This window comes from Roseovarius sp. MS2, from assembly GCF_051447875.1.
Classification (GTDB): domain Bacteria; phylum Pseudomonadota; class Alphaproteobacteria; order Rhodobacterales; family Rhodobacteraceae; genus Roseovarius; species Roseovarius mucosus_A.
The window spans coordinates 2,718,181-2,741,616 of the sequence record NZ_JBKHVF010000001.1; the positions used below are offsets into that span (position 1 = coordinate 2,718,181).

Annotated in this window: 21 protein-coding genes and 2 tRNA genes; 13 read left to right on the forward strand and 10 right to left on the reverse strand. The window is 61.1% G+C overall.

Annotated elements, in window-relative coordinates:
* Nucleotides 1–18: 18 nt before the first annotated feature.
* The 3 genes from ACLGGT_RS13340 to ACLGGT_RS13350 are packed head-to-tail and all read left to right on the forward strand — an operon-like array spanning nt 19 to nt 2,542.
* Nucleotides 19–810 (forward strand): TatD family hydrolase, encoded by a 792-nt coding sequence (locus ACLGGT_RS13340; RefSeq protein WP_219436301.1) that lies wholly within the window; start codon nt 19–21, stop codon nt 808–810.
* Nucleotides 810–1,607 (forward strand): MBL fold metallo-hydrolase, encoded by a 798-nt coding sequence (locus ACLGGT_RS13345; protein WP_008280127.1) that lies wholly within the window; start codon nt 810–812, stop codon nt 1,605–1,607. Before ACLGGT_RS13340 ends, ACLGGT_RS13345 begins: the two co-directional genes overlap by 1 nt.
* A gap of 5 nt (nt 1,608–1,612) precedes the next feature.
* The gene (locus tag ACLGGT_RS13350) at nt 1,613–2,542 is read left to right on the forward strand and encodes an AEC family transporter (RefSeq protein ID WP_437196472.1); all 930 of its coding nucleotides are present in this window, start codon (nt 1,613–1,615) and stop codon (nt 2,540–2,542) included.
* A 24-nt stretch (nt 2,543–2,566) separates the two neighbouring features.
* Here the strand turns inward: ACLGGT_RS13350 and ACLGGT_RS13355 are convergent, their stop codons facing one another.
* The 4 genes from ACLGGT_RS13355 to ACLGGT_RS13370 form a co-directional block, all read right to left on the reverse strand.
* Nucleotides 2,567–3,586, reverse strand: coding sequence for a hypothetical protein (locus ACLGGT_RS13355; protein ID WP_437196473.1), 1,020 nt, complete (start codon nt 3,584–3,586; stop codon nt 2,567–2,569).
* Between the two features lie 92 nt (nt 3,587–3,678).
* On the reverse strand, nt 3,679–4,416 hold the full coding sequence (locus ACLGGT_RS13360; protein WP_422002130.1) for a hypothetical protein: 738 nt from the start codon (nt 4,414–4,416) through the stop codon (nt 3,679–3,681).
* Nucleotides 4,416–5,873, reverse strand: a complete 1,458-nt coding sequence (locus tag ACLGGT_RS13365; RefSeq protein WP_151978867.1) for a metal-dependent hydrolase family protein — start codon at nt 5,871–5,873, stop codon at nt 4,416–4,418. Before ACLGGT_RS13365 ends, ACLGGT_RS13360 begins: the two co-directional genes overlap by 1 nt.
* 165 nt (nt 5,874–6,038) lie before the next feature.
* A tRNA-Tyr gene (locus tag ACLGGT_RS13370) sits at nt 6,039–6,122 on the reverse strand.
* 135 nt (nt 6,123–6,257) lie between these two features.
* Between ACLGGT_RS13370 and rlmB the strand changes: the two genes are divergently transcribed.
* The gene (gene rlmB, locus ACLGGT_RS13375) at nt 6,258–7,034 is read left to right on the forward strand and encodes a 23S rRNA (guanosine(2251)-2'-O)-methyltransferase RlmB (protein ID WP_008280132.1); all 777 of its coding nucleotides are present in this window, start codon (nt 6,258–6,260) and stop codon (nt 7,032–7,034) included.
* Here rlmB and ACLGGT_RS13380 read toward each other — a convergent pair.
* Together ACLGGT_RS13380 and ACLGGT_RS13385 are read right to left on the reverse strand one after the other, a co-directional pair.
* Nucleotides 7,016–7,909, reverse strand: coding sequence for a hypothetical protein (locus tag ACLGGT_RS13380; protein WP_437196476.1), 894 nt, complete (start codon nt 7,907–7,909; stop codon nt 7,016–7,018). The two genes, rlmB and ACLGGT_RS13380, sit on opposite strands and share 19 nt — an antisense overlap.
* Before the next feature lie 73 nt (nt 7,910–7,982).
* On the reverse strand, nt 7,983–8,750 hold the full coding sequence (locus ACLGGT_RS13385; RefSeq protein WP_437196478.1) for a class I SAM-dependent methyltransferase: 768 nt from the start codon (nt 8,748–8,750) through the stop codon (nt 7,983–7,985).
* Nucleotides 8,751–9,018: 268 nt separating this feature from the next.
* Between ACLGGT_RS13385 and ACLGGT_RS13390 the strand changes: the two genes are divergently transcribed.
* Together ACLGGT_RS13390 and ACLGGT_RS13395 are read left to right on the forward strand one after the other, a co-directional pair.
* Nucleotides 9,019–9,092, forward strand: a tRNA-Gly gene (locus ACLGGT_RS13390).
* 101 nt (nt 9,093–9,193) lie between these two features.
* A complete protein-coding gene (locus tag ACLGGT_RS13395) occupies nt 9,194–10,990 on the forward strand; it encodes an ABC transporter transmembrane domain-containing protein (RefSeq protein ID WP_437196480.1) in 1,797 nt (598 codons plus the stop codon).
* Nucleotides 10,991–11,108: 118 nt separating this feature from the next.
* Here ACLGGT_RS13395 and ACLGGT_RS13400 read toward each other — a convergent pair whose 3' ends face one another.
* Both ACLGGT_RS13400 and ACLGGT_RS13405 read right to left on the reverse strand, forming a co-directional pair.
* Nucleotides 11,109–11,543, reverse strand: a complete 435-nt coding sequence (locus ACLGGT_RS13400; RefSeq protein WP_008280136.1) for a hypothetical protein — start codon at nt 11,541–11,543, stop codon at nt 11,109–11,111.
* A 115-nt stretch (nt 11,544–11,658) separates the two neighbouring features.
* The gene (locus ACLGGT_RS13405) at nt 11,659–13,290 is read right to left on the reverse strand and encodes an acyl-CoA dehydrogenase family protein (protein ID WP_437196482.1); all 1,632 of its coding nucleotides are present in this window, start codon (nt 13,288–13,290) and stop codon (nt 11,659–11,661) included.
* A gap of 129 nt (nt 13,291–13,419) precedes the next feature.
* On the opposite strand from ACLGGT_RS13405, the gene ACLGGT_RS13410 reads away from it, so the two are divergent.
* Nucleotides 13,420–13,716: an FtsB family cell division protein gene (locus tag ACLGGT_RS13410; protein ID WP_081508659.1), complete on the forward strand. Its 297-nt coding sequence runs from the start codon at nt 13,420–13,422 to the stop codon at nt 13,714–13,716.
* A 55-nt stretch (nt 13,717–13,771) separates the two neighbouring features.
* Here the strand turns inward: ACLGGT_RS13410 and ACLGGT_RS13415 are convergent, their stop codons facing one another.
* Nucleotides 13,772–14,230 carry a DNA polymerase III subunit chi gene (locus tag ACLGGT_RS13415; protein WP_081508086.1) on the reverse strand — a complete coding sequence of 153 codons (459 nt, stop codon included), beginning with the start codon at nt 14,228–14,230 and terminating at the stop codon, nt 13,772–13,774.
* Nucleotides 14,230–15,717, reverse strand: a complete 1,488-nt coding sequence (locus ACLGGT_RS13420; RefSeq protein WP_437196485.1) for a leucyl aminopeptidase — start codon at nt 15,715–15,717, stop codon at nt 14,230–14,232. Before ACLGGT_RS13420 ends, ACLGGT_RS13415 begins: the two co-directional genes overlap by 1 nt.
* 149 nt (nt 15,718–15,866) lie before the next feature.
* Between ACLGGT_RS13420 and lptF the strand changes: the two genes are divergently transcribed.
* Genes lptF through rsmA form a run of 6 tightly spaced genes read left to right on the forward strand, consistent with a single transcriptional unit; the run spans nt 15,867 to nt 23,310 of the window.
* A complete protein-coding gene (gene lptF / locus ACLGGT_RS13425) occupies nt 15,867–16,988 on the forward strand; it encodes an LPS export ABC transporter permease LptF (RefSeq protein ID WP_437197418.1) in 1,122 nt (373 codons plus the stop codon).
* Nucleotides 16,985–18,076 carry an LPS export ABC transporter permease LptG gene (gene lptG / locus ACLGGT_RS13430; RefSeq protein ID WP_037297185.1) on the forward strand — a complete coding sequence of 364 codons (1,092 nt, stop codon included), beginning with the start codon at nt 16,985–16,987 and terminating at the stop codon, nt 18,074–18,076. Before lptF ends, lptG begins: the two co-directional genes overlap by 4 nt.
* Nucleotides 18,073–20,244 (forward strand): LPS-assembly protein LptD, encoded by a 2,172-nt coding sequence (locus ACLGGT_RS13435; protein ID WP_437196487.1) that lies wholly within the window; start codon nt 18,073–18,075, stop codon nt 20,242–20,244. Before lptG ends, ACLGGT_RS13435 begins: the two co-directional genes overlap by 4 nt.
* A gap of 5 nt (nt 20,245–20,249) precedes the next feature.
* A complete protein-coding gene (locus ACLGGT_RS13440) occupies nt 20,250–21,494 on the forward strand; it encodes a peptidylprolyl isomerase (protein WP_437196489.1) in 1,245 nt (414 codons plus the stop codon).
* A complete protein-coding gene (gene pdxA / locus ACLGGT_RS13445; RefSeq protein WP_437196490.1) occupies nt 21,491–22,462 on the forward strand; it encodes a 4-hydroxythreonine-4-phosphate dehydrogenase PdxA in 972 nt (323 codons plus the stop codon). Before ACLGGT_RS13440 ends, pdxA begins: the two co-directional genes overlap by 4 nt.
* Nucleotides 22,459–23,310 carry a 16S rRNA (adenine(1518)-N(6)/adenine(1519)-N(6))-dimethyltransferase RsmA gene (gene rsmA / locus ACLGGT_RS13450; protein ID WP_081508090.1) on the forward strand — a complete coding sequence of 284 codons (852 nt, stop codon included), beginning with the start codon at nt 22,459–22,461 and terminating at the stop codon, nt 23,308–23,310. Before pdxA ends, rsmA begins: the two co-directional genes overlap by 4 nt.
* Nucleotides 23,311–23,436: the final 126 nt, after the last annotated feature.

Below are 23,436 nucleotides of genomic sequence, written 5' to 3' on the forward strand. Positions count from 1 at the left end.
CCGCGCCCGAGGACAGGCATGAGCACCGACATTCGCATCACTGACAGCCACTGCCACCTCGACTTCCCTGATTTCGACGAGGAGCGGGATCAGGTCATTTCCCGCGCTGTGGCTGCGGGTGTGCATCGCATGGTAACGATCTGCACCCGTCTGGACCAAGAGCCGCGCGTGCGCGCAATTGCCGAGGCGCATGCGCCGGTGTTTTATGCGGCGGGTATTCACCCGATGCGCGCGGCCGAGAGCCCCTTGGTGAACGTCGATGATTTGGTAAAATTGGCGGAACATCCCAAGTTTGTCGGCATCGGCGAAACGGGGCTCGACTATTACTACACTGCCGAGAGTGCCGAGGTGCAAAAACAAAGCCTGCGGGTGCATATCGAGGCCGCACGGCGCACGGGACTGCCGCTGATCATTCATGCGCGCAGCGCGGATGACGACATGGCGCGCATTCTGGCCGAGGAATATCGCAACGGCGCGTATACCTGCGTCATGCATTGCTTTTCTTCCAGCGCTGAATTGGCGCGCGCTGCACTTGATCTGGGGTTCTACCTGTCGATGTCAGGCATTGCGGCGTTCCCCAAAAGCCAAGACTTGCGCGATATCTTTGCAAGTGCACCGGTAGAGAGAATCCTGTTGGAAACCGACGCGCCCTACCTGGCGCCGCCCCCCCATCGTGGCCGCCGCAATGAGCCCGCCTATACGCTTCACACGGGCCAAAAGGCTGCCGAAGTGTTTGGCATGGGCTGGGCCGAATTTGCCGCGCAGACCGAGGCCAATTTTGAGCGACTTTTTACCAAGGCGGTGCTGTGATGGCAGAGTTGCGTTTTATCATTCTGGGCTGTGGATCGTCTGGGGGGGTGCCGCGTCTTGGGGGGCATTGGGGCGAGTGCGATCCCACCAACCCCCGCAACACGCGCCGCCGCTGCTCCCTTCTGATCGAACGAGAGACCGAGGGGGGCATTACCCGCGTGCTGATCGACAGCTCGCCCGACCTGCGCGCACAACTGCTGGATGCAGGCATCGGCGCGCTGGATGCGGTTGTCTATACCCATTCCCACGCCGATCATGTTCATGGCATCGACGATCTGCGGATGATCGTGTTCAACATGCGCAAGCGTTTGCCGGTCTGGGCCGATGGCGACACGCAAAACGCGCTCTATTCTCGGTTCGGCTATGCTTTTGTCCAACCTGCGGATAGCCCTTATCCCCCCATTCTTGACATGCACACGATCGACGGTCCGTTTGAGATCGAGGGTGCGGGAGGGGCTATCGCGCTCACACCGTTTCAGGTCAATCACGGCTCGATTGACTCGCTTGGCTTTCGCGTGGGTGATCTCGCCTATCTGCCTGATGTGGCCGCCATTCCCGAGGATGTCTGGCCGGTGCTGAGCGGGCTGGATTGCTGGATATTGGATGCGCTGCGCCGCACGCCGCATCCGACGCATGCCCATCTGGCGCTGTCGCTTGAATGGATCGCGCGCGCGGCCCCGCGCCGGGCTGTCCTGACCAATATGCATATCGATCTCGACTATCAGACTGTGGCAGAGGAGACACCGGCGCATGTGACCCCCGCCTATGACGGGATGATCCTGCGTTACACGGTCTAAGCGCGATGCAGGCGCTGTTTGAAATCATCCTGCCGGTCTTTCTGGTGATCGGCTTTGGCTATCTCGCGGTTTGGCGGCGCTGGTTCAGTCAGGCGGGCGTGGATGGCCTGATGAGCTTTACCCAGAAATTCGCCATTCCCTGTTTGCTGTTTACGGCCATTTCGCGCCTCGATCTGGGGCAGAGTTTCGATTGGCGGCTCTTGCTCAGTTTCTACGTCGGGGCGAGTTCCGGCTTTGCTCTTGGTCTTTTCGGCGCAAGGCTGATCTTTGGCCGGACATGGGAGGATGCCGTCGCTATCGGCTTTTGCTGCCTCTTCTCCAACTCGCTGCTTTTGGGCCTGCCGATCATGGAGCGTGCCTATGGGGCGGATGCCTTGGCCGCCAATTTCGCCATCATCGCTGTGCACTCGCCGTTTTGCTACGGTCTGGGCATCACCGTGATGGAAATCGTCAAGGCGCGCGGAACGGCGGGGCCGAAGGTTGTTGTCAAAGTGCTCAAGGCGATGTTTTCCAACACGCTGATCATGGGCGTCGCGGCAGGGTTTGTTGTCAACCTGTCGGGTTTGGTTCTGCCTGCGCCGGTGGACGATGGGCTTGATCTTATGGCGCGCGCGGCGCTGCCGGCGGCGCTCTTTGGTCTGGGGGGCGTGCTGGTGCAATACCGTCCCGAAGGCGATTTGCGGGTGATCCTCTATGTCTGCCTGATCTCATTGGTGGTGCATCCGGCGATCACCTTTGGCCTTGGTCTGGGGATCGGGCTGCCGGTTGAGGGCGTGCGCTCGGCGGTGGTGACGGCGGCCATGGCACCGGGGGTCAACGCCTATGTCTTTGCCAATATCTATGGTCACGCCAAGCGTGTGGCGGCCTCGAGCGTTCTTTTGTCCACTGGCTTGACGATCGTTACGGCTTGGATCTGGTTGCAGGTTTTACCCTGAGCCAAGGCGGTGCGTGGATCAGCCTTAGCGCATCCAGAACCCGTTGCGCTTGATGGTATTGCGGATCACTTGCTCGCGACGGGGCAGATCGTTTTGGTCAAAAAGCGCGCGCACCTTCATTCCACGGCCCTGATAGATCATCCGCTTCGCAGGTTCGTAATTCTTGAGCACGCGCTTGATCTTGTTGGGGGCCGTCACCTCTTGCAGAACTTCGACCACATGATCGGCCTCGCGTGCATAAAGCAGCGGCAAAAGCCGATAGTGACAACTGATCTGACCATCCAGTAGGTCGGGTGGCAGCGTGTCCCGCCCGCCTCCAAACGAATGGATCACCAAGGGAAGTGCCACCTGATCGAGCCAAGGATCGAGGGATTGCAGGAGTAATTCGCGCGGCGCATCATCGCGTATGCTGAGCGCATAGTCGAGAAAGCGTCGGCCAAAGACATGCGGGCAATGATAGAAAAAAAAGCCTGCGTTGAAATAGAGATAGCGTTGCCAATAGCCCTCTGGCTGGCCCTGATCGAGAGAGGTTTCGAAAGTGAGGCCGAACTTGTCGTAGAGCGATTTCCAGATCTGCGTATGGGTTGGGCCATAAAGCTCGATCTGCGGCCATGTGCCTTCGCGGCGCAAAGAGGCTGTGGGGCGGCTGAAATCGAAGGGAATAGAGGCAAGATCGCCGCAGATCAGCGTGTCGGTGTCGAAGAACACAAAGGGCTCGCCCTTGGGCAGCGCGAACAGCGCCTCGATCTTGTTGCCATAGGGATAAGCTGCGCCGAAATGGCGGCTTTCAAAGGCCACGAATTCCGCGCCGAGATCAGTCAAGAGCGCGCGGCTGTCCTCGTCCTTGATGCGTGGATCGTCGCCCCAGAGCGGCCCGGGCTGCGGCTCTGCCACAAAAAGACGCCCCGCAAAGCCGGGTGAGGTGGCGCGCAGTGACGCTGCAAAGAGAATAGCCTCGTATTGCAACCGACCGGCCTGACCGACGATCAGGATATTGTAGGTCTGAGGCACCTCTGTCTCGGGGACATTTGTCTTGGGGGCCATTCTTGTCGTGATCCTGCCTGACTGCCACCCTCACTATGGGGTTTTCCACCGCACAGATAAAGCGGTTATCGCAGGTCAGGGCGCGCTGCGTGTCAAAAGCGCAGGGTTAATCCCGCAAGTGGGCCCGAGAATGTCGCGTCAAACTTTCGGCCATTCTTGCTATAATCGACGTAAAGATGCCGGTAGCCCGCCGAGAGCCAGAGCCGGTCACTGGCCTGCCAGTTGAGCGTGCCGACAAGCTGAGATGTCATGTCTGAGCCCGCCCCAAAGCCACCGACATCGACGTAACCGATAAAGGACCAGCGGTCCGTGAGCCGCAGATTGGTCCGCGCGGCGAGGATCGGATCGGTAAAGCTCACGTCGATCCCGGCTGCAAGCCCCGGCACCGGCGTGGTGGCGCGTCCTTCAACCTGCCAGTGGCGCAGGCCTGCCATGAAATCAACCGTGGCATCAGGCGTCGTAAGCGCCCTATATCCTGCGGTAAGCGTCAGCGAGGATTGCTCGATCCGGCCACGCGCGGGCAGGCCGGGGGCAGGGGGTGGCAACGGCACGGTACCGCGTCGCGAACTTGCCGAATGGGACAGGTCGCCCATCACCACCAAACGCTGATAGCGGGCATACCCCGTGAGAAAGAACGCCGTATCGAGATCTTCGAGAACGTCTGACAGCCCTTTGTCAAAGCGCAATGACGGGCCGCCTGCACGGGGTGTGATCGTTCCGCCAATGCCGGTCCCCCATGCATAGGGCGTGATCTGGGCGTTCCAGTCTTGCGCATGAGCAGGCAGCGCGAGGCTGAGTATCGTCAACAGGGCTGCGAGGCGCGCAAACATCAGAGTTGATCCTTCACGACCGCACCGCCCTTGACGATCATTGCAAGGCTTTGCTCGGGCGTATCAAGCCAGTCAAGCCCTGCCTCGGGATCGGTCTCGACCACCAGAAGATCGGCCATCGCCCCTTCTGCGATGACACCAAGTTGTCCGTCATAGCCGCTGCGTTCCCCAGAGAGCGCCAGCAGATCGCCCGCCGCCCCTGTCGCCATGCGCAACGCCTCGAGCGGGGGCATGAAGCGGGTCAGCTTGGCCAATTGCCGCCCCTGACTGCTGGCCCCTGTGGGGTTCATCAGGATGTCTGTGCCAAAGGCCATGTTGACCCCCACAGTGCGGCCCATTTCAAAGGCCTGCACGGTGCCTACCGACACCTCCTGCCGCTTGGCGTTCTGTCTTGGATCGCTGCTTGGGTTGGAATCCTCATCTGCCAAAAAGGGCTGGATCGACCACCACGCGCCCATGTCGCGCATCAGGCGAACCGTCTCAAGATCCGCTAATTGACCGTGTTCAATGGATTTCACCCCAGCCCGCAGGGCGCGCTGGATACCTTTGGGCGTATAGACATGGGCGCAAACATAGGTGCCCCAATCTTCTGCGGCCTCGACGGCGGCGCGCATTTCGTCTTCGGTGAATTGCAGGCTCTCGAGCGGATCATAAAGCGAGGTGACACCGCCGCCGGCCATGATCTTGATTTGGCTTGCGCCCTTCATCAATTGTTCGCGGGTGCGGCGCAGCACCTCGGCGCGCCCGTCTGCGATCGCCACCACGCCGACCCGTTCACTATAGCTCAGATCGCCGTCGGCGCGGGGAAGTTCCGAAGTCATGCGGAAATCGCCATGCCCCGAGGTTTGCGAAATCATCGCGCCCGACGCAAGAATGCGCGGTCCGGGCAAAGCACCGCGATCAATGGCCAGCTTGAGGCCAAAAGCCGGGCCGCCGGTGTCGCGCACGGTTGTGAAGCCGCGCAAGAGCGTGGCCCCTGCCTCGCGCCCGGCCATCAGATGCACAAAACCAATGTCGGCTGTCATGGCCTGCATTTGGGTCACACCAACCAGCGTACTATGCCAATGTGCGTCGATGAGGCCCGGAATGACCGCCCGACCACCACAGTCTATGCGCTCAGCATCCGTCGGTCCCTGTTCGGCGGCGGGCAGGCCGGTGATCCGCCCGCCTTCGATCAAGATCTCGCGGCCTTGGATCAGAGAGAGGTCATGGCCGTTGAAATAGCGCAGGTTGGTCAAGAGCAGCGGGCGACCGGGGGTCTGTGCCCGAGCCGGTTTTGACGCCAGACCAAACCCCGCATAAAGACCCACCACCGCCGCCAGACCACCCAACATAGCGCGGCGGTTGAGGTCTGCCTCGATCCGGGCAAAGGCCGCTTGAGTAGTGGGGGCGCCGCAGAGGCAGCAATCAATTTCGTCGTGGCTGTTTGAAGGGGAAGGGCAGCATATCTGGCACATCGGTCTCGCCTCTTACCTTGATCTTGATCGGCAGAGGGCACGCCGCGCTGTCTCCGCTTGTCAGAAGTTAGGGACATCAGGCGCGACGTCAACGCAATAGCACATAAACTCGCCAATGCTCTGCGCACAGGCGGGTCCGCGATCCCTTGAAATTAAGAGGGAAAGTGGTGGGCGACCCAGGAATCGAACCTGGCGTGCGTCTCCGCGAGGGAGTTACAGTCCCCTGCCACACCTTGCGGCCTGTCGCCCACTTTCCCAGCACTTACGCGCCGGACGTGGGGGGCTGATTACTAGTGGCCGGATGCTGCGTCAACCGGAAAATCGCTTGCAAGCAGTGGCCGCCCGTCGCATTGTCACGGGCCGGAAAAGAGGGGCCTTACAGCCATGAAAAAACCCCGTTGGGTGATCGATAAGGAACAGGCCAAGCGGGCGGCAGCCTCTGAGACTGTGTGGCTGTTTGGTTTGCATGCGGTGCGTGATGCGCTGGAAAACCCGGCCCGCGAAAAACTGCGGCTTATCGTGACGAAAAACGCCGCTGACAAGCTGGAGGCGGCGATTGCTGCAAGCGGCATAACACCCGAAGAGGTCGATCCGCGCAAGTTCAACGCGCCGCTTGATCCCGGTTCGGTGCATCAGGGTGCCGCGCTAGAAGTCAAGCCGCTGGATTGGGGCCCGATGGCTGAGGTCTGTTTGGGGGATGGTCGCACCGCGCCCCGCGTGGTTCTTTTGGATCGGGTCACAGACCCGCATAACGTGGGTGCTATTCTGCGCTCTGCCGAAGTATTTGGCGCGCGGGCAGTAATTGCCCCCCGCCATCACGCCGCACCCGAAACCGGGGCACTTGCCAAGACCGCCAGCGGTGCGCTTGAACGCCAGCCTTACCTCAGAGTGCGCAATCTGGCCGATGCGATCATTGAGTTGCAGGCCATGGGCTATACGGTGCTGGGGCTGGCCGGTGAGGCGGAACTGACCATTGAGGCCGCTCTTGAGGGCAAGCGTGACCGTCCGGTTGCCCTTGTGCTCGGCGCCGAGGGGCCGGGGCTGCGCGAGAGGACGCGCGAGGTGTGCGATGCCTTGGTGCGGATCGAGTTCGCCAGCGATTTCGGCTCGCTCAACGTGTCCAACGCGGCGGCTGTGGCGCTTTACGCAGCGCGAGGCTGAGGGCGGGCGGCGGCATCCTCGAAGGCTGCGATGAACCGCCCCTTGATCATCCAACTGAGGCCAAAGGCGCAGAGGCCGAGGGATTCAAACAAAAAGGTTAGGCGGAGACTGTCCCAAATGGCCTCTATGCTCTGAGCAAGGCCAAGAGGCAGGATCATCTCAAGCAGCGCGGCCTTGATCGCCAGCACGCCCACCACGGCAAAAATGATGCGCCCAAGCGTGCGATACCACAGATTGCGCCGGTCCTTGCGATTGCCAGCAAGGCGCGCGGCGGTGGAATTTTCACGGGTAAAGACATAGGCGGAGAAATACCCAAGCACCAAAAACATCACCCCCGCCGCGCCGAAATGCATCATTTTGAGAACGGTTGGCACATCTGCACCGAGCGCGGCAAAGCTGGCCCAAAAATCAAAGCTGATCGTGCCTTCGACCGTGCCGCCCGGCGGGTGAAACCCCTCTGAGCCGCTGGCATTGGTCAGGAACACACGCGCCACCTCGCCGGAATAGGTGCACCCTGATCCGGTGGTCGGCACGAAGGCCACGATGACGGCGGCCACCCCGGCCAGTTTTAGTAGTACCACATCATACCAATGCCAGCCCAAGCACCCCTCGCGCCCCGGCGCACGAAAACTGTAAAAGAACATGAGCAACAGGCCGATAAAGCTGAGCGCGCCCACAAGGATATCCCCGCCGATCCGGCTGAAGTAATAGTGGCTGATCGAGGCGTTGAAGCAGGTGTTGGTCAGCAGGGACACCAGCCCAAGTGATACCGGTAAACCAAGCGCCACATAGCCGACGCCCAGATTGAGGCGGCGCAGGTCTATGTCAAAAGGCAGGTCGCGCAGGTCGGGGAGAGGCGCATTCGTATCTGTCATCTGGCGTATCCCTTGTCACTGAGACAGGATCAGCCTAGCCCAAGATCGCCGCAATCCGAAACGCTTTCACGCCTCAGGCGGCGTCTTCTGTGCTCTCTTGATCTGGCGCGGTCCAGCGGTTGACGTAATCGGATTGATACACCTTGTCTGCTGATTTTGTTGAGCGCTTCGGCTTGCGCACCGCATAATCGAGGATGATCCCGCCCTCTGCCAATGAACCGGACAGGCGCGGGCGCTTGCCGGTCACATTGGGATTGGTGGTTGTCACCACCTTTCGGGCATGCGCAGGCTTGATCGGTTGCAATGCGCAATGCAGCACCTCATAGCCCAGTGTCGCCTCCCAAAAGCCATAGACCATCTCGGGGTTGATCTGGTAAAATGAATGATTGACCCAGTTGTTGCAGGGGCTGTGCCCGATCAGCACGCCACCGGGTTTGAGCATCTTGTGAATATTGCGATAGGCGGTGGGCAAATCAAAGATATGCTCGCAGGTGCCGCCGTCATAGATCACGTCGAACTTGCGCTCCAGTTTCTTGGGCAATTCGGCGCTGAGGTCTTGAATGATACTGGCCTTTTCAAAACCCGAGTAATCCATGGAATCGACCGAGGCAAAACCGAGTTTCTCGAAGAAGGGTTCGGAATAGGTTGCACCTTCGGGAACCAGATCGGCCTCGCTCAGGCCCGGCAAGTGGTCTGCCAACGCTTGCGCAAACACCCGCGATGACGCACCGCGCCGTGACCCGATCCAGCGCTGCCGCCCAAGCATCAAGAAACTACCGTTCAACTCATGACCTTTTACAGTCTCAATCAGCCGGGCAGCAAGGGTATCAGGAATGGCCATAACGGGGCTCCCTAGGTGTTGGATTGAGCGCGTCGACCATCCCAAGGCCCCCGCCGGTCAACTTTGCAGCCATTGCGCGGGCGCTTCAAGTAAAGATATGCGCGCCCGGCTTGGCCAAAATCGCCGACTCGCGACGGGTTCCGCTCAGTGCGACTATTCAGCGCGTGCATCAGCGTTTGGGCGCGCTTTTGGTCAAGACGCGTCGTGGCAAAAGTCCGGACAGCCGGGCTTGACCCTTGGGCGCGCCTCTACTAACTAGCGCAAGAGCGCGGGCGTTGTGTAATGGTAAGACCCTTGCCTTCCAAGCAAGAGACGCGGGTTCGATTCCCGCCGCCCGCTCCACCAAATTCCCCCTACCATGGCCCTTGTGGCTGATCTGTCCCCTTGACCACGGCCTCATCGCCCGCCAAGAACCTTGGCCAAAGGATGAGGAATAAAAATCTATGGTGCGCAGGGCCGAAAACGGGGCTGATCTGCTGGATCGCGAGAAATCGAAACATGTGGGCGCGTTGGCTGAACTGTGGCCATTCTTGCGCCCCTATCGTAAACTGCTGACTGCCGCGGTTCTGGCGTTGGTCATCACCGCAAGCGTGGCCTTGATGCTGCCACTGGCAGTGCGCCGGGTGGTGGATAATTTCAGCGCTGAGAACGGCGCTATCCTTGACCAGTATTTCGCGGCGGCCGTGCTGATCGCGGCGCTTTTGGCGGTAGGCACCGGGTTGCGGTATCTGCTGGTGACCCGGTTGGGCGAGCGCGTGGTCGCCGATATTCGCAAGGCCGTGTTTGACCGCGTGATCGGCATGAGCCCAGCCTTTTTCGAGCGGCTGATGACGGGCGAGGTTCTGAGCAGGATCACGACAGATACCACGCTGATCCTGTCAGTGATTGGCTCTTCGGTGTCGATCGCGCTGCGAAATTTGCTGATCCTGATCGGGGGCATGGGGTTGATGATGCTGACCTCAGCCAAGCTGACGGGGCTCGTTCTGTTGATCGTACCCCTCGTCATCGTGCCCATTCTAACGCTTGGCCGACGGATGCGCGTGCTCAGCCGCGAGAACCAAGACTGGATCGCGCAGAGTTCGGGCAATGCGTCAGAGGCGCTTTTGTCTGTGCAGACGGTGCAGGCCTTCACCCATGAGCGCGAGAGCCGCGCGCGATTTGGTGATGTGACCGAACGCAGCCATGACGCCGCACGCCGCCGGGTCAATACCCGCGCGCTGATGACCGTGATCGTGATCTTTCTCGTTTTCACAGGGATTGTGGGCGTGCTTTGGATCGGCGCACGCGATGTGCGCGCAGGGGGCATGACCGCAGGTAGTTTGGTGCAATTTGTCATCTACGCGGTGATGGTCGCAGGGGCGGTTGCGGCGCTCTCGGAAATCTGGGGCGAATTGCAGCGCGCTGCAGGTGCAACCGAGCGTCTGGTCGAGCTGTTGCAAGCCGAAGATCCGGTGCGCGATCCCGCCCGACCATCCCCTGTGCCACGCCCGGTGCGCGGTGAGATCGCCTTTGAGGATGTGCAATTCGCCTATCCATCGCGCCCCGGCATCCCTGCACTGGATCACGTGAGCCTGACGATCCGCCCCGGCGAAACGGTCGCTCTTGTCGGTCCCTCTGGGGCGGGTAAGACCAGCGTCATTCAGTTGATCCAGCGCTTCTATGATCCGGATGCAGGGCGAATCACGCTCGATGGCGTGTCGCTTGCGGATATGGCGCGGCACGAATTTCGTCGTGATCTGGCCTTGGTGCCGCAGGACCCGGTGATCTTTGCCGCCTCGGCACGCGACAACATCCGCTTTGGCCGGCTTGATGCGACCGACGCCGAGATCGAGGCCGCGGCGCACGCAGCCAATGCGCATGATTTCATTTGCCGCTTGCCGGACGGCTATGACAGTTATGTGGGGGAGCGTGGTGTGATGCTGTCCGGTGGGCAGAAACAGCGTATCGCCATTGCCCGCGCTATTCTGCGAGATGCGCCAGTTCTGTTGCTGGACGAGGCGACATCGGCGCTTGATGCCGAGAGCGAACGCGCGGTGCAGTCAGCGGTAGAAGCGATGGCGCGCACCCGCACCACGATTATCGTGGCCCATCGTCTGGCGACGGTGAAAAAGGCTGACCGCATTGTGGTGATGGATCAGGGCCGCATTGTCGCGCAGGGCACGCATGACAGCCTTGTCGCTGAGAATGGCCTCTATGCGCGGCTCGCGCGGTTGCAATTCACCGATGGCGAGGCGGCCTGACGTCGGCAGGATGCCGACGTTATCGACTATGGTGGACCGCCTCGCAAACGCGTCCCGTTCAGGACCAATTCACCGATTACACCGGGCGGAAATGTGAGGCGGCCCCGCAGATCATCCCTCAGAAGGACATGATCCGCGTCTCCTCCGCCAAGAGGCGCGCAGCCACGGCAGGTGGTTTCGCGGCGGTGATCCCGTCTAGCAAAGCGGTCTCATCCACGCCCTTGTTGGGCAGGTATATGGCGCAGACCTCAATCGTTGCCCCGGTCTCCATGATCTTTTGCATCAGGCCCTGTGGGCTCATCCCCATCGGCGCTTGCGGCGCGGTGGCACTGGCGGGGGCATCCTTGAGGGCCAGGTCGCCAGCCGGGCCGCAGAGCAGCACATAAGAGCTTGCCCCGGCCTGCATCGTCTGCATCGTCAGAACCATGCCCATGAGCTGCGTTTGGGGTTCTGCACTGGTCAGGATCGTGACCATCTGCTTTGCGTCCTCGGCCATGACAGGGCTTGTGAGGGCGGCCAGACCAAGCGTCGCCGCGGTGATGATTTTGCGCATGATGTCCTCTTTTCTAGCAAAGATGAATTCTGAATCCGTGTTTCACACGCACACCCTAGGGTGCCCGCATTGTCTCCGACCTTGATTTGGATCAAACATATTCCCAAAAAGGAATTTAATGATGCGCTTGCCCCAGCCGCGCCAGAATGGGGCCTGTGTCGAGCGTGCCAATCGCCCCGGCCACACGTCCACGCGGATCGCTGAGCCGCGTCGCGATATAGCCCTGCGCCACCGCGTCAGGGGCATGCCGCATCAGGACTGAAGCGGTCAGAAGCGTGGCGAGGCTCTCGGCATACCAACGGGCCTGTGCCTCTTCGGGCAGCTTGGGAAAGGTTTGCATATGCGCTTTCAGCGCGGCGTCAAACCGGCGGTCCTGCCCGGCGACGCTGGCCAACTCCGCAGTCAGAACCTCGCCTGCAAGCGGCTCTTTGCGCAGGGTGCGCAGGATATCAAGGCAGATGACATTGCCCGACCCTTCCCAGATCGAATTGAGCGGGGCTTCGCGGTACAAAAGGGGCAGGGGCGTATCTTCGACATAGCCCATGCCACCCATGGCCTCCATGGCCTCGTAGACCACACCGGGGCAGAGCTTGTTGCCGAGGAATTTCGCGAGTGCCACGCCAAGACGCGCAAAGGCGCGCTCTGCCGGGCTGCGCCCGTCAAATGCCCGCGCCACATGAAGCCCAAGCGCCAGCGTGCCCTCCCAATCAAGCGCGAGATCGGCCAGAACGGCGCGCATCAGCGGCTGGTCGATGAGTTGTTTTTGAAAGACGGACCGATGATGCGCCCAATGCCGCGCGTGATCCAGTGCCGCGCGCATCAGCCCTGCCGGGGCCATGGCGGTATCCAACCGCGTGTGATGCACCATTTCCAGAATGGTACGTAGCCCCGCGCCCTCGTCGCCCAACCGATAGGCGATGGCCCCGTGATATTCAATTTCCGCAGACGCATTGGCACGATTGCCAAGTTTATCCTTTAGTCTTTGGATCTGGATCTCATTGCGCGCGCCCTCCAGCCAGCGCGGCACCAGAAAGCAGGTCAGCCCCTCGGGCGCTTGCGCCAGCGTTAGAAACCCGTCTGACATTGGCGCGGAGCAGAACCATTTATGGCCGAAAAGACGATAATATGCGCCCTCTGGCGTCGCGGTGGTGGCATTGGCACGAATGTCCGATCCGCCCTGCTTTTCGGTCATTGCCATGCCCAGTGTGGCACCCGGTTTGCGCGCCAGCGGCTTTGCGCCCGGATCATAGGCGCGCGCCGTCAGTTTCGGCACCCAATCTGCAAAAAGCGCCTTGTCGCTGCGCAGGGCAGGCACGGCGGCATAGGTCATGGTCATCGGACAGCACACGCCCGGTTCCACCTGAGAGGTCAGATAGACCATCGCGGCATGGGTCACGTGGCCGCCCTTGGCCCCTTCCCACGGAATGGCCGCATAGCCCGCGCCGATACCAACGCGCATCAGATCATGATACGCGGGGTGAAACCGCACCTCGTCCAGCCTGCGCCCGCCCGCATCAAAAAGCACCAGTTCGGGTGGGTGTCGGTTGGCCGCGCGCCCTGCCGAACGCAGGGTTTCAGTGCCGATCCGTGCGCCATAGGCGGCCAGAGTTTCGGGATCGGCCCCTGCTGCCGTCGCATGGGTCTGCAAGCCAGAATCGTCTGCCCAAAGATCAAGATCACCGCGCGATGCGGGTTGGTTCGTCACCTCATGGGTACCAAGCATGTCCTTAGGCGGGCTGTCCTGCATCGCGCTCTCCTTTGGCGGGTATGCTAGTGGGGGTCGCGGAGCGGCGAAAGGGGATTCACAAAGCGCAGAGCCTGTGGCATGATGCCTGCAACGCCCGACACGAGGCGGATCGAAGAGGCAGAGCAGAGTATGACACCCCGCAGCCGCCCTTGGGGCCTGTTGATTTTTTTCCTGATCGCCTTTTTTCTAGGGGCGTATTTTACATTTGCGGCTGTTCAAGGGGATTACGGCCTATTCCGTCGCGCCGAAATTGATGCACAAAGCGTCGAGTTGCAGGCCCAGCTTGACGCGTTGAATGTGCGGCTGGCGCGGATGGAAAACCTGACCCGGCGGCTCTCGGACGGCTATCTTGATCTTGACTTGTTGGATCAGCAGGCGCGTGAAGTTTTGGGCCTGTTGCGCAGTGACGAGATTGTCATCCGCTGAGGCGCGCGTGACGTCTTGCTCAGAGTTTTCGCTTAAGCCCAACACCTTAGCCCGTTTAGGCCTCGGCCTTCTTTTCCCATCGCCCGCCGGCCTCGGACCAGTATTGCGCGGCGCAGCCTGCGCCGGTCAGCGCCTTCCATTGTCCACGCGCAACTTGAACGGCCGCGTCGTCATTCCCGTCAAAGAGAATGCAGACCCGTTGCAGTGACTGCACCTCCTCTGCGCTCACGTCTGCCCCGTCGATCGCCATAACGCAGGCTGCGCCATTGGGTCGGGCGTGGTCTGTCGTCAGCAAAACCGGCTGATCGGCGTCATGCGCCCCACCGGCCACGCCATGCGGCAAAAACCCATCCTCAGGCCCTAACCAGAGCCGTTCATCGAGCCAGACAAGCCGCGCCGCCTCTCTTCCCCGCACCACCACGCGCCAGCCAGCCCCCAAGGATTTCTCAAGCAACATCGGCAATGTCGCCTCAAGTGGCTGACGCGTCAGGTGATAGAAGTAGACGGCCCCCATCAACTCTCCTCAAGCATATCCGCAACCAGACGGTTGAGCGCCAGAACGCCCCAGCCTGTCGCGCCTTTGGGGGCGTAGGTCGTGTCCGCCTTGACGCTGGCCACCCCCGCGATATCAAGATGTACCCACGGCATGCCCTCCTGCACAAAGCGGTGCAGGAATTCCGCTGCCGTGATCGTGCCCGCAGGCCGCCCGGCAGAGTTCTTGATATCGGCAATCTGGCCCTTGATCATATCGGCATAGCCCGGCCCAAGCGGCAGACGCCATGCGCCTTCGCCTTCTGTCTTTGCGGCACGCAGGAAGGCGTTGCAGAGCCCTTCGTCATTGCTGAGAACAGCGGCATTCTCGTGACCCAAGGCCACAATGCAGGCCCCTGTGAGGGTGGCCAGATCAATCATCCCGCGCGGCTTATAGGTTTCTTGCGCATACCAGAGCACATCTGCCAGCACGAGCCGCCCCTCGGCGTCGGTATTGATCACCTCGATGGTGTCGCCCTTCATCGACGTCACCACGTCGCCGGGACGGGTGGCGCGGTCCGAGGGCATGTTTTCCACGATGCCCACAAGGCCCACGACATTTGCCTTGGCGCGCCGAAGGGCCAGCGTGCGCATGACCCCTGCGACAACACCGGCACCGCCCATGTCCATGGTCATTTCTTCCATGCCAGCGGCGGGTTTCAGGCTGATGCCGCCCGTGTCGAACACCACGCCCTTGCCGATGAGGGCCAGTGGTGCCTCGCCCTTTGGCCCGCCCAGCCATTCCATCACTGCCAGTTTCGACGGGCTGGCGCTCCCGTGACCCACAGACAAGAGCGCACCCATCCCGAGTTTCTCCATGTCCTTTTCCTCAAGAATGGTGATCTTGAGGCCCAGATCCTTCATCGCGGCGATGCGATTTGCGAATTCGGTGGTGGTCAGGTGATTGGCAGGCTCGTTGACCAGATCGCGGGTAAAGAATACCCCCCCGGCCAAGGCCAATGTGGGCGCGGCTTCGGCTTTGACTTCATCCGGCCTGCCGGTCATCAGCGTAACGGCACCGGGGTCCTTTGGTGCGGTGTCTTTCTTGGGCTGCGATTTGTGCGGGGTGAAATCATAGGCCCGCAGCAGCACGCCAAGCAGCACATCGACCGGACGGCGCAACGCCGATCCAAGGATCAAAAGCGGCTTGTCCCCCTTGAGGCGGCTTAGGTTCACACCTGCGCGGCGGCTTTCGGCGGGGCTGGCGCTGCGGGGAAGGATGACCACATCAATCGCCTCGGCCACCATCCCGGAGGGCCAGTTGATGCTGATCACGTCGCCAGGTTTTTTGTCGTTCAGGGCGGCCGCCTCGACCAGCCGGGCAAGCGTGCCGCGCGTCATGCGATTGATCTTTCGCGCACCGGCGTCAAGCTTGCCTTCGGGAGGAATGATCACAGCGATCCGGCCGGGCGCTGTGGCGAGCGCCTCTAGATCAGTCTCGGCAAAGACAACGTGCAGGGGGGTGGTCATCGAGGGCTCTCCTTGGTTCGGCTTTGCCAAGACCTAGCGCGGCTTGTCGCCAATGACCAGTTAGCAGTTTTCCCCCGCAATCAATTCCGCTAGGTTGCCCGGCAATACTGCTGCCACGGGGGATAAGAGTGACCAGATTCGACAGATACATGCTGTCGCAATTCATGGTTTTGTTCGGTTTCTTTGCGCTCGTTTTGGTTTCGATCTTTTGGATCAACAAGGCGGTGCGCATGTTCGACCGGCTGATCGGGGATGGCCAGCCCGCTTGGGTGTTTGTGGAATTCACGGCATTGACCCTGCCGGGGGTGATCGGCGTCGTGCTGCCGATTGCGGCCTTTGCTGCCGCCGTTTACGTGGTCAACCGCCTGTCAAGCGAAAGCGAGCTGACGGTGATGCAGGCCACTGGATATTCGCCTCTGCGCTTGGCCCGCCCGGTGTTTGTCTTCGGTGTGATCGTCGCGGTGATGATGTCACTCTTGGCGCATTTCCTCATACCCAGCAGCCTAAGCCAGCTGCGCCTGCGGCTGGATGAGGTCTCGCGCAACATCACGGCCAAATTGCTCAGCGAGGGCGAATTCCTGCATCCCGCCCCCGGCGTGACCTTCTATATTCGCGAGATCACATTGTCTGGCGAATTGCGCGACGTGTTTCTGTCTGACCGGCGTGATCCCGAAGCGCCTGTGACCTATACCTCGTCCCGCGCCTATCTGGTGCAAGAGGGGGGCGGCACACGGCTGGTCATGGTCTCGGGATTGGCCCAGAATATTCGCGCCGAGCAAAACCGGCTCTTTACCACCTATTTTGACGATTTTTCCTATGACATCAGCAGCCTTGTTCGGCGCGATGTGGTCAATTTAGACGAGGTGGCCTTTGCGGGCACGCTCGAGATGCTGCGCGACCCCGAGGCGGTTGCGGCGCGCACGGGCGTCAGTTTGGGGGCTGTGATGGCCCAGATGCATGGCCGCATCACGGCGGCTTTGCTCTGCGTGATCGCGGCTCTGGTTGGGTTCTGCACCCTCTTGGTGGGGGCACATAGCCGGTTTGGTGTATGGCGTCAGGTGTTGCTGGCCTTTGGTCTTTTGGTGGGGCTCAAGATCGTCGAGAGCCTTGTGCTGGCACCGGTTCTGGCCAGCGCTGTGCTGTGGCCGTTGCTTTATCTGCCGGCGCTGATCGGGCTGGCGTTGTCGGGGCTGCTCCTGGCGCTTGCCAGCTATCCGGGCCTGTGGCACCGGCTGCGGCGCAAGGGGCCTGCGGCGGAGGTGCCGACATGATCCTAGAGCGCTATTTCGGTCGACGTTTCTTTGTGAGCTTCATGGGGGTGACGATCACCATGCTCGTGATCATGGGGCTGATCGACCTGATGGACGAGTTGGGCGATTTCCCTGAATTGGCCTTTGGTCAGGTTTTGGGGATCGTGCTGTTGAAATTGCCCGAAGCCTATTACGAGATCATTCCATTGGTGATGATTCTTGCCTCGGTGGCGCTTTTCTTACGGTTGGCGCGCTCGTCCGAGATGGTGGTGCTGCGCGCCTCTGGCCGGTCTGCATTGCGCGGTCTGCTTGCTCCGGCAGCGGTGGCGCTGGCTATTGGCCTGTTGGGGCTGGCGGTAGGCAATCCGCTGGTGGCGGCGACTGCGAAACGGCATCACGATCTGGTCAATACCTACTCGGGTCAGACATATTCTGACCTTGCCATTGCGTCAGAGGGTCTGTGGCTGCGGCAGGGGGGAACGGCGGGCCAGACGGTGATCTATGCTGCCCGTTCCAGTTCCGATCTCAGCACACTTTACGGCCCCAGCTTTTACGACTTTGCCCCCGATGGCCAACCTCTGCGCCGCATAAGTGCCAGCACCGCACGGCTTGAGACGGGGGCATGGCTGCTCGAAGATGCCAAGATTTGGGATTTGGCCGAGAACATCAATCCCGAGGCTATGGCTCGCCAAGAGGCGCAGTTGAGCGTGCCCTCTGATCTGACCCAGGATCGAATTCTCGACAGTTTCGGCAGCCCGGAGTACATCCCGATTTGGGAGTTGCCCAAGTTCATTGATCAATTGGAAGAGGCTGGATTTTCTGCGCGACGTTACGCCATATGGTTCCAGAGCGAATTGGCGCAGCCGGTCTTTCTGGTGGCGCTTGTGTTGATTTCGGCGGCACTGACCATGGGGCACACGCGCGGTGCCAATGTCGGGCTTTCGGTATTGACGGCAGTTCTTTTGGGGTTCGGCCTGCATTACGTGCGCAATTTCGCGCATATCTTGGGTGAGAATGGCCAATTGCCGATCTTGCTGGCGGCTTGGGCTCCGCCCGTTGCCTCGCTGTTTATCGGTCTCGGCATCCTTCTGCATCTGGAGGATGGATGATCCGCCAAATACGCCTCTTTCTTGTTCTGCTGCTTTCGCTGGCAAGCCCGCTGGCCGCGCAGGATGCCCCCTCTGATCCGGCGGTGTTGGTCGCAGATGACGTGCGCCTCACGGCGGACAACCGCCTGATTGCAACGGGCAATGTTGAGGCGCTCTATCAGGGGCGCCGTCTGACTGCGCGCGAAATCACCTATGACCATGGCACCGGCCAGTTGGCGATTACCGGACCGTTGACGCTCACGGATGTCGAAGGTGCGTTGGTCGTGGCCGACAGCGCCGAGCTGGACCGCGACCTGACCAATGGCATCCTGCGTGGGGCGCGGATCGTCATGCAGGATCAGTTGCAATTGGCGGCCGTGGAGATGCGCCGCACCGATGCGCGCTTTAACCAGCTTTACAAGACTGCCGTGACCTCTTGCAGGGTTTGCGATAACGGCCGCCCTCCGCTGTGGCAGATCCGGGCGCAGCGGGTGATCCATGATGAGCAAGAACGTCAGCTCTATTTTGACAACGCGCAGTTCCGCATCCTGAACACCACCGTGCTCTATCTGCCGCGTCTTCGCTTGCCGGACCCGACGCTTGATCGCGCGCGTGGGTTTCTGACCCCGTCGCTGGTCAACTCTTCGCTTTTGGGCACGGGCATCCGCGTGCCCTATTTCATCCCCATTGGCGATAGCCGCGACCTGACGCTGGCGCCGTTCCTTGCGACCAATTCCAAGCGGCTGGAATTCCGCTATCGTCAGGCGTTTCGCCAGGGTGAAGTTGAATTCAACGGTGCCGTGGCCGAGGATGATTTCAGCCCCGACCCAACCCGTGGATATCTGTTTGGTACGGGTCGGTTCGAACTGCCGCGCGATTTCATCCTGCGGTTCAATGTCGAGCTGTCCAGCGACGATACGTTTCTGTTGGATCATGGATTTTCCGACAAGGACCGCCTGATCAATGAGGTGTCGGTCGAGCGTGCGCGCCGGGATGAGTATATCCGTGGCGCGATCACGCATTTTCAATCGCGGCGGGTGGGCGAGAGCAACGCAACCCTGCCCACGTTGGCGGGCAATGCCGAATATGAGCGCCGGTTCTTTCCCACACGGATTGGGGGCGAATTGCGCTTTGGCGCGGCACTGCACAGCCATTATCGCAGCTCGGATTCCACGCTGGCCACGCTCGACCGCTTTGCGGACGGGCGCGATGTAACACGGCTGACCACCCGGCTGGACTGGTATCGCGGTTGGACGCTGCCAGCAGGCGTGCTTGCCAGTTTCCAAACCGGCCTCATCCTGGATCATTTCGAGATTTCACAGGCGGGGATTACGGCCGCCTCGCAGGCCACCGAACTGACCCCCACACTCGCGCTTGAACTTCGGTGGCCGCTGCTCAAATCCACGCGCCATGCAGTCACCCATGTGATCGAGCCTGTGGCGCAATTGTCGTGGAGCGGTGGATCGAACCCCGATATTCCCCTCGACGAGGCGACGCTGATCGAGTTTGACGAAGGCAACCTTTTCAATCCCTCGCGGTTCAATTCCCCTGACCGGCGCGAACGTGGGTATAGTGCCGCCTATGGGGTTAGCTATACCCGGTTTGATCCGGCGGGCTGGCAAGGAAGCCTTGCTCTCGGGCAGGTCTGGCGCGAAGAGCGTTTGCTGGAGAGGGATGGCCTGACCCCAAGCTTTGCCAAATCCTCGGGGTTGCGCGCCCGTGCCTCGGACTTGCTGATCGCGGGACAGTTCCGCAATGCCACTGGCTTGACCGTGACGGCGCGGGGCCTGTTTGATTCCATGTTCGACACGACCAAGGCAGAGGCCCGCGCCAGTTGGCGTAACGATGATACCAATATTGCGGCCACTTATGTCTGGCTCTCGGCTGATCCGGCTGAAAATCGACCGGCGAAAGTGTCCGAATGGGCGATTGATGGCAGCTATCGCTTTGCTCAGCATTGGACTGGCCATGCCGAGTGGCGGTTTGACGCGGCGGCAGAGCGCAGCGTGCGTGCAGGGGCGGGGCTGACATATTCCAACGAATGCGTGGACATCACGCTTTCGGTCTCGCGCCGGTTTACCTCTTCGACTATCCTTGAACCGGAAACCAACTTCGGCTTTACGGTAGGGTTTACGGGGTTCTCGTCCGCGACCCGTGACCGAAGCTTTACCCGGACCTGCAGGAACTGACCAGAATGACACCGATCTTTCGCCGCCTGATTGCCGCCCTGACCCTCGCCGTGACGGGCTTTCTGGTGTGGCCCCTGAGCGGGGGTATGGCGCAGGCGCAAAACCTGTTCTCGCCGCAAATCTATGTGAACGATCAGGCGATCACCGGCTACGAGTTGCAACAACGCGCGCGCCTTCTGACGCTGTTTCGCGCGCCCGGCGACCCGCAGCGACTGGCCCGGGAGCAGCTGATCGAGGAACGTATCAAGCTTGACGCCGCCAGAGCCTCGGGCCTTGTGCTTGAAGAGGATTTGGTACGGGACGGGATGGAGGAATTTGCCGGTCGGGCAAATATGACCGCTGATCAGCTTATCGCGGCATTGGGAGATTCGGGCGTGTCGCAAGAATCCTTCCGAGAGTTTGTTCGCGCCGGGATCACATGGCGCGAGCTGACGCGCGCGCGGTTTGCTGCGCGCGTGTCGGTAAGCGAAGATGATCTGGAACGTGCAACGCGCGCCCTGACCGGGGGCGCTGCAGTGCGCGTTCTTTTGTCAGAAATCATCCTGCCGGTAACCAGTCTTGAGGATGCAGAGGCCAAGCAGGCCTTGGCCGCGTCTATTGCAGAATCCACCAGCGAAGGCGCATTCGCAGAGGCCGCGCGCCGTCACTCCGCGGCACCCTCGTCCTCGCGTGGGGGACGCATGGATTGGGTTGCGTTGTCTGAATTGCCCGCAGGGTTGCGGCCAATCGTTCTGGGGCTTGCCCCGGGCGAGGTGTCCGATCCGTTGCCTCTAGAAGGTGCTCTGGCGCTCTTTTACATGCGCGATATCGAGGAAATGACAGTGCCCTCTCCGGAATATGCCGCCATCGAATATGCCGCCTACTATATCCCCGGCGGGCGGAGTGAGGCGGCGTTGCAGCGTGCGGCACAGGTGCGCGCAGCGGTTGATACCTGCGATGACCTTTACGGCGTGGCGCATGGCCAGCCGCCTGAAGTGTTGGAGCGCGGGTCGAAGGCCCCAGAGGAAATTCCGCAGGATATCGCCATCGCGCTCGCCTCGCTTGATCCCGGCGAAACTTCGACCAGCGTGACGCGCGCCAATGGGCAAACACTGGTGTTCCTGATGCTCTGTGGTCGCTCGCCGAAACTTGACGGAGAGGCACCTTCGGTTGAGGATCTGTCGAATTTCATCCGCAACCAGCGGATCGAGTCCTTTGCCAATGGGTATCTCGAACAGTTACGCGCCGAGGCGCGGATCGTCGAGAAGTGAGCGCGCCCATTGCGCTCAGCTGTGGCGAGCCGGCTGGCATCGGTCCGGAAATCGCGGCCGCCGCATGGGACCGTCTGCGGGGTGCCCTGCCGTTCTTCTTGATTGGTGATCCGGCGCATCTGCCACCCGGAACACCTATCGCGCAAATTACAGATCCCGCCGAGGCATCCGCCGCCTGTGCCACTGCGTTGCCGGTTTTGGCGCATGCGTTTGATGGGCCGCTGACGCTTGGCACGCCCAACCCTGCTCATGCGCGTGGCGTGATCGACGTGATCGCGCGCGGTGTCGATCTGGTGCAATCCGGCGCGGCGTCGGCGCTCTGCACCGCGCCAATACACAAACAGGCGCTACAGGACGGGGCAGGTTTTGCCTTTCCGGGTCATACCGAGTTTCTTGCGCATCTGGCGGGGGTCGGGCGTGTGGTGATGATGCTGGCCTCGGATCAGTTGCGCGTCGTGCCCACGACCATCCACATACCGCTCAAGGACGTGCCGCAGGCGTTGACGCCCGGTCTGCTGGAAGAGACGATCCGCATCACCCATGCCGCGCTGATCCGTGATTTCGGCCTGAGTGCCCCGCGATTGGCCATTGCAGGTCTCAATCCGCATGCTGGTGAGGGTGGCAAAATGGGGCGCGAGGAAATCGAGGTTATTGCCCCAGTGATCAGCCGCCTTCGCGCCCAAGGGTTTGATCTGCGCGGGCCGCTCTCAGCGGATACGATGTTTCACGCCTCCGCCCGCGCGACGTATGATGCCGCAGTCTGTATGTATCACGATCAGGCGCTCATTCCGATCAAAACGCTGGATTTCGACCGGGGCGTGAATGTTACGCTTGGCCTGCCGTTTATCCGCACCTCGCCGGATCACGGCACAGCACTGGACATCGCGGGGCAGGGGCGGGCCAATCCCACCTCGTTGATTGAGGCCCTTAAGCTCGCGCAGACCATGGGCGAGGCGCGCCGCGCATGAGAGCGCTTGAAGACCTTCCACCACTGGCCAAGGTTATCGCGGCACATGGTCTTTCCGCCCGCAAATCCTTGGGTCAGAATTTCCTACTCGATCTGAACCTCACCTCGAAAATTGCGCGGCAGGCGGGGGACCTTGGCGGTTGCGACGTGCTGGAGATTGGCCCCGGACCCGGCGGATTGACTCGCGGGCTTTTGATGGAGGGCGCGCGACATGTGCTTGCGATCGAAAAGGATTCGAGGTGCCTGCCCGCCTTGCAAGAGATTGCCGAGGCCGCACCGGGCCGCCTGACGGTTCTAAATGCTGACGCGCTTGATCTTGATCCGCTGGCACATCTGACGCCGCCTATTCGCGTGGTGTCGAACCTGCCCTATAATGTGGGCACGGAGTTGTTGATCCGCTGGTTGACGCCGCCCGAATGGCCGCCCTTTTGGCAATCGCTTACCTTGATGTTTCAACGCGAAGTCGCAGAGCGCATCGTGGCGCAGCCGGGGGGCAAGGCCTATGGGCGTCTGGCCCTTTTGGCGCAGTGGCGCGCTTTGCCGCGCATCGTGATGCATCTGCCGCCGGGGGCCTTTACCCCACCACCCAAGGTGTCAAGCGCCGTGGTGCATCTGACCGCGTTGCCCGAGCCACGCTATCCCGCGGACCCCAAGATATTGGAGCGCGTGGTCGCCCGCGCCTTCAACCAGCGCCGCAAAATGCTGCGCGCAGCGCTCAAGGGGGCGGCCCCCGATATCGAGGATCGGTTGCTCTCTGCGGGGATTAAACCCACGGATCGCGCCGAGACTGTGAGTTTAGAGCAGTTTTGCGCGCTTGCACGCCGAATGCCGGGCGGAGTTGAGGCCTGAGGCTTTTGTTGTTTTGCTGGATGAGGGTGTCCGTGCTGCGGCATTTGGGCAGGGGTGTGCTGCACGACTTACTCTAGGTAAAATTCCCTCTCGCAACCGCGACGCGATTGGTGTATGAAATAGTTT

What these genes read in the sequence shown, in the direction of transcription:
- ACLGGT_RS13350 (WP_437196472.1), top strand. Translation starts at nt 1,613, where the DNA reads ATGCAGGCGCTGTTTGAAATCATCCTGCCGGTCTTTCTGGTGATCGGC.
- ACLGGT_RS13340 (WP_219436301.1), top strand. Translation starts at nt 19, where the DNA reads ATGAGCACCGACATTCGCATCACTGACAGCCACTGCCACCTCGACTTC.
- ACLGGT_RS13365 (WP_151978867.1), bottom strand. Translation starts at nt 5,873, where the DNA reads ATGTGCCAGATATGCTGCCCTTCCCCTTCAAACAGCCACGACGAAATT.
- ACLGGT_RS13360 (WP_422002130.1), bottom strand. Translation starts at nt 4,416, where the DNA reads ATGTTTGCGCGCCTCGCAGCCCTGTTGACGATACTCAGCCTCGCGCTG.
- ACLGGT_RS13420 (WP_437196485.1), bottom strand. Translation starts at nt 15,717, where the DNA reads ATGACCACCCCCCTGCACGTTGTCTTTGCCGAGACTGATCTAGAGGCG.
- ACLGGT_RS13345 (WP_008280127.1), top strand. Translation starts at nt 810, where the DNA reads ATGGCAGAGTTGCGTTTTATCATTCTGGGCTGTGGATCGTCTGGGGGG.
- ACLGGT_RS13405 (WP_437196482.1), bottom strand. Translation starts at nt 13,290, where the DNA reads ATGCAGGACAGCCCGCCTAAGGACATGCTTGGTACCCATGAGGTGACG.
- ACLGGT_RS13385 (WP_437196478.1), bottom strand. Translation starts at nt 8,750, where the DNA reads ATGGCCATTCCTGATACCCTTGCTGCCCGGCTGATTGAGACTGTAAAA.
- rsmA (WP_081508090.1), top strand. Translation starts at nt 22,459, where the DNA reads ATGAGAGCGCTTGAAGACCTTCCACCACTGGCCAAGGTTATCGCGGCA.
- ACLGGT_RS13355 (WP_437196473.1), bottom strand. Translation starts at nt 3,586, where the DNA reads ATGGCCCCCAAGACAAATGTCCCCGAGACAGAGGTGCCTCAGACCTAC.
- ACLGGT_RS13415 (WP_081508086.1), bottom strand. Translation starts at nt 14,230, where the DNA reads ATGGGGGCCGTCTACTTCTATCACCTGACGCGTCAGCCACTTGAGGCG.
- ACLGGT_RS13440 (WP_437196489.1), top strand. Translation starts at nt 20,250, where the DNA reads ATGACACCGATCTTTCGCCGCCTGATTGCCGCCCTGACCCTCGCCGTG.
- ACLGGT_RS13410 (WP_081508659.1), top strand. Translation starts at nt 13,420, where the DNA reads ATGACACCCCGCAGCCGCCCTTGGGGCCTGTTGATTTTTTTCCTGATC.
- lptF (WP_437197418.1), top strand. Translation starts at nt 15,867, where the DNA reads ATGCTGTCGCAATTCATGGTTTTGTTCGGTTTCTTTGCGCTCGTTTTG.
- ACLGGT_RS13400 (WP_008280136.1), bottom strand. Translation starts at nt 11,543, where the DNA reads ATGCGCAAAATCATCACCGCGGCGACGCTTGGTCTGGCCGCCCTCACA.
- ACLGGT_RS13380 (WP_437196476.1), bottom strand. Translation starts at nt 7,909, where the DNA reads ATGACAGATACGAATGCGCCTCTCCCCGACCTGCGCGACCTGCCTTTT.
- ACLGGT_RS13395 (WP_437196480.1), top strand. Translation starts at nt 9,194, where the DNA reads ATGGTGCGCAGGGCCGAAAACGGGGCTGATCTGCTGGATCGCGAGAAA.
- rlmB (WP_008280132.1), top strand. Translation starts at nt 6,258, where the DNA reads ATGAAAAAACCCCGTTGGGTGATCGATAAGGAACAGGCCAAGCGGGCG.
- ACLGGT_RS13435 (WP_437196487.1), top strand. Translation starts at nt 18,073, where the DNA reads ATGATCCGCCAAATACGCCTCTTTCTTGTTCTGCTGCTTTCGCTGGCA.
- lptG (WP_037297185.1), top strand. Translation starts at nt 16,985, where the DNA reads ATGATCCTAGAGCGCTATTTCGGTCGACGTTTCTTTGTGAGCTTCATG.